The sequence below is a fragment of the Microbispora sp. H10670 genome, assembly GCF_014161385.1.
Taxonomy (GTDB): domain Bacteria; phylum Actinomycetota; class Actinomycetes; order Streptosporangiales; family Streptosporangiaceae; genus Microbispora; species Microbispora triticiradicis.
Genome location: NZ_JABBWW010000066.1, coordinates 1 through 4,694, shown reverse-complemented (window position 1 = coordinate 4,694; position 4,694 = coordinate 1). Strand labels below are relative to the sequence as shown.

Sequence of the window (4,694 nt, the reverse complement as noted above, 5' to 3'; positions counted from 1 at the left end):
CGATCGAGGCGCGGGCGTTGGGTGCGGCTTATGGGCGTGGTCGGGTGGCGCCGTTGTGGGTGGGGTCGTTGAAGTCGAACATCGGTCATGCTCAGGCGGCGGCGGGGGTGGGCGGGGTCATCAAGATAGTGATGGCGTTGCGGCATGGGGTGTTGCCGGCGACGTTGCATGTGGACGAGCCGACGCCGCATGTGGATTGGGAGGGTTCGGGGCTGGCGTTGCTGACCGGTCCGGTTGCCTGGCCGCAGGGAGAACGGCCGCGCCGGGCGGGGGTGTCCTCCTTCGGGATCAGCGGCACCAACGCCCACGTCATCCTCCAGCAACCACCCACCACCGCCCTCCGGCAACCACCCGCCACCACCCTCGGACAGCCACCCGCCGACACCCTCGGACAGCCACCCGCCGACACCCTTGGACAACCACCCGCCACCGGCGACGACCTCTCCACCGGCCAGGACGCCGACGCGACGTCCGTCACCACGCCGTCCGTCACCGCGACGACTGCGGGCCCCTCGACGGAGGAGGGCGTGCCGCTGCTGCTGTCGGGAACGGACGCGGCGGCGCTGCGACGGCAGGCCGCCGCGCTCGCCGGGCACCTGCACGACCACCCGGAGCTCCGCATCCGGGACGTGTCCGCCACGCTCACGTCGCGGGCGCGGCTCCCGCACGGCGCGGCCGTCCTGGGGGACCACGCGGCCGCCCTGCGCGCCCTCTCCCGGGGCGAGGTCCACGACGCGGTCGTGACGGGCGAGCGGATCGGCGGGCGCACGGTCTTCGTCTTCCCCGGTCAGGGGTCGCAGTGGCCCGAGATGGCCCGCGCGCTCCTGGACGCCGACCCGGTCTTTCGGGCCGGGATCGACGCCTGCGCCGAGGCTTTCGCCGAACACACCGACTGGTCCCTGCACGACGTCCTGCGGGGAGCGCAGGGCGCGCCCTCGCTCGACCGCGTCGACGTCGTGCAGCCGGTGCTGTTCGCCGTCATGGTGTCGCTCGCCGCGATGTGGCGCGCCGCGGGGGTGACGCCGGACGCGGTCGTCGGGCACTCCCAGGGCGAGATCGCCGCCGCTCATGTCGCGGGCGCGCTGTCCCTCGCCGACGCGTCGCGGCTGGTCACCCTGCGGAGCAAGGCCATCGCCCGGATCGCCGGGGACGGCGGCATGGTGTCGGTGGCGCTCGGCGCGGCCGAGGCGGCCGAGCTCGCGGCTCGCTGGGAGGGCGCCGTCGAGGTCGCCGTGCGCAACGGACCGCGCTCCACCGTCGTCGCCGGGGACGCCGCGGCGCTCGCCGAGCTGCTCGCCCGGTGTGAGGACGACGGCGTGCGCGCCCGCCGCGTCCCGGTGGACTACGCCTCCCACACCCGGTACGTCGAGCCGCTGCGCGAGGAACTGCTGCGGACGTTCGCGGGGCTGCGACCCCGGCCCGCCGAGATCGCCTTCCACTCCGCGGTGACCGGCGACGTGCTGGACACGACCACCCTGGACGCCGGCTACTGGTTCCGCAACCTCCGGGAGACCGTCCGCTTCGACGCCGCCCTCGGCGGCCTCGCCGACAGCGGCCACCGGAGGTTCGTCGAGATCAGCCCGCATCCGGTGCTCACCGTGGCCGTGGAGGAGACGTTCGCCGAGCGGGGGATCACGTGCCTCGCCGCGGGCACGCTCCGGCGCGGCGAGGGCGGGCCGGGCGCCTTCCGCCGCGCCCTGGCCGTGGCCCACCTCGCCGGCGTCCCCGTCGTCTGGCCGCGCGAGGGGACGCCGGTGGACCTGCCCACCTACCGGTTCAGCGGCGAGCGCTACTGGCTCACACCCTCCGCCGGACCCGCCCAGGCGTCCCGGCTCGGTCTCGCCGCAGCCCGGCATCCCCTGCTCGGCGCGATGGTCACGCTCGCGGACGGCGGGGCGGTGCTGACCGGGCAAATCGACTTGGCCGCGCAGGGCTGGCTCGCCGACCACCGGGTCCTGGGCACCACCCTGCTTCCCGGTACGGCGTTCGCCGAACTGGCCGCGCACGCCGGCCGGCTCACCGGCACCCCCGAGGTGCGCGAGCTGACCGTCGAGGCTCCCCTCACGCTGGACGCCGGCCGGCCCGCGCAGGTGCAGGTGCTGGTCGCCGCCCCCGGCGCGGACGGACGGCGCGGCGTCGAGGTGCACGCCCGGGCCGGTGACGACCGACCGTGGACCCGGCACGCTTCGGGCACCCTCGCCGAGGCCGGAGACACGCCTGTGCTCCGCGACCCGCAGGCCGCGCCCGGCGACGAACTCCCGGCCTGGCCCCCCGCCGGGACCGAAGCGGTCGACGTGTCGGACGTCTACGACCGCCTGTACCGGCTCGGCTACGACTACGGCCCGGCCTTCCAGGGCCTCACCGCCGTATGGCGCCACGGCGACACGGTCTACGCGGAGCTGTCCTCCCCCTCGGACGCGGACCCGTCCGGCTCCGTGCAGGACTTCCCGCTTCATCCCGCGCTCCTGGACGCGGCCCTCCACCCGGTGGTGGCGGGGCTCGCCGGTCTCGCCGACCCCGGCGCCGGCGCACCCCTCCTGCCGTTCGCGTTCGAGGGCCTGCGCCTCACCGGCCGGGCCGGGCGCACCGTGCGGGCCCGCGTCGAGCCGCTCGGCGGCTCTCGGTTCCACTACCTGTTCGCGGACGAGAGCGGGCAGACGATCGGGACGATCGAGTCACTGGCCTTCCGGCCGGCGACCCGTGAGGACCTCACGGGCGTCCGGCCCGCCGCCGAGACGTACGGCCTCGTGTGGGAGCCGGTGACCGATCTCGGCCCGGCGCCGCGCCGCGTCGGGGTGTTGGAGGGCTTCGGCGCCACCGGAGACCTGCTGGATCTCGGGAATCTCCGCGACCTTGGCGGTCCCGACGACGTGGAGGTCGTCACCGGTGCGGACGCCCTGGCGCTCACCCGGGCCGAGGTGGTGCTCGTCCCGGTGGGCGGACCGCGAACCGCCGCGGACCCCGAGGGCTCGGCCGACCGCACGAGCTTCTCTGACGACGCGAACTCCGTCGAGGGCGCGAGCTCCCCGGCCGGGGGCGCCACGGAGGCCCCGGACTCCTCCGCCGGTCTCGCCGGGCGGGCGCACGCCCGCACGGCCGCCGTCCTCGCCCTGCTGCAGCAATGGGCCGCCGATCCCGCGCTCGACGGCATCAGGCTCACGGTCGTGACCGACGGGCGGGACCTCGCCTCCGCGCCGCTGCGCGGGCTGGTGCGCACCGCCGCCGCCGAGCATCCCGGCCGGTTCGCGCTCGCCGTGGTGGACGGCCCGGCGCCCGTGGCGCTGCTCGCCTCCGGGCACGGCGAACGCGAGGTGGCCGTACGCGACGGGGTCCTGCTGGCGCCGAGGCTCGCCGTCCGGGACCTGGCCGCGCCCGCGACCGAGCCTCAGCACGGGTACGGCCACGGGCACGGCGACGAGGACGGCACCGACCCGGGCGCCGAACTCAGCTCAGACGGCCCCGGGCTCGGCACGGGCGGCACTGTGCTCATCACCGGCGGCACGGGAACCCTGGGGGCGCTCGTGGCCCGCAGGCTGGCGGCGGCGGCCCGCCCGCCCCACCTGCTGCTCGTGAGCCGATCCGGGCCGGACGCCCCCGGCGCGGAGGCCCTCGCCCGCGACCTGCGCGAGGCGGGCGCGGAGGTCACCCTGGTGGCCTGCGACGTCGCCGACCGGGACGCCCTGGCGGAGGTGCTGGACGCCGTCCCCGCCGGCCGCCCGCTGCGCGGCGTGGTGCACACGGCGGGCGTGCTGGCCGACGCCACCCTCACGGAGCTGGACGCTCGCGCGCTCGCCGCGGTGCTGCGGCCGAAGCTGGACGCCGCCTGGCATCTGCACGAGCTGACAGCGGAGCTTCCATTGGAGCGCTTCGTGCTGTTCTCCTCCGCCGTGGCCGCCCTCGGAGTGCCCGGGCAGGCGAACTACGCCGCGGCCAACGCGTTCCTCGACGCCCTCGCCGAGCACCGGGCCGGTCTCGGGCTGCCCGCGACCTCCGTCGCCTGGGGCGTGTGGGAGGAGGCCAGCGCCATGACCGGCCACCTCGACGACGCCGGCCGCGCCCGGCTCGCCCGGTACGGCGTGGGCACGCTCTCCACGGCCGTCGCCCTCGACGTCCTCGACCGGGTGCGCGAGCCGTACACCGTGGTGTCGCCCCTCGACGACGCCGTGCTGCGTGAGGAGGCGGCGGCGGGGCGGTTGCCCGCCCTGTTCTCCAGCCTCGTGGTCTTTCCGTCTCGTGTGCGGCGGGCGGCCGAAGGCGCCTGGGCGCGGCGGGTGCTGTCCGGACGTCCGCACGAGCGCCTGAACCTGGTCACCCGGCTCGTGCGCGAGCAGGCCGCGTCCGTCCTCGGGCACGACGATCCGGCCGAGGTGCCCGGTGACCGGCCGTTGAAGGAACTCGGCTTCGACTCGCTCACCTCGGTCGAGCTGCGCAACCGGCTGAACGCCCTGACCGGGCTGACGCTCCCGGCCACGATCGTGTTCGAGTTCCCGACCGTCGCCGCGCTCGCCGGGCACCTGCTCGGCCTCATCACGGTGGAGGAGAGGGCGGCCACCGCGGTCGCGGTGCGGGCGGCGGACGACGACCCGGTGGTGATCGTGGGGATGGGGTGCCGGTTCCCGGGCGGGGTGGCCTCGCCGGAGGACCTGTGGGAGGTGGTGGCCAGTGGCGCGGACGTCACGGGTGACTTCCCCGAC

1 protein-coding gene is annotated in these 4,694 nt (G+C 76.2%); it reads left to right on the top strand.

The features are described from left to right. Positions 1 to 2: 2 nt before the first annotated feature. On the top strand, positions 3 to 4,694 hold a 4,692-nt coding region (locus HHX33_RS34455), incomplete at its 3' end, for a type I polyketide synthase (protein WP_310741646.1).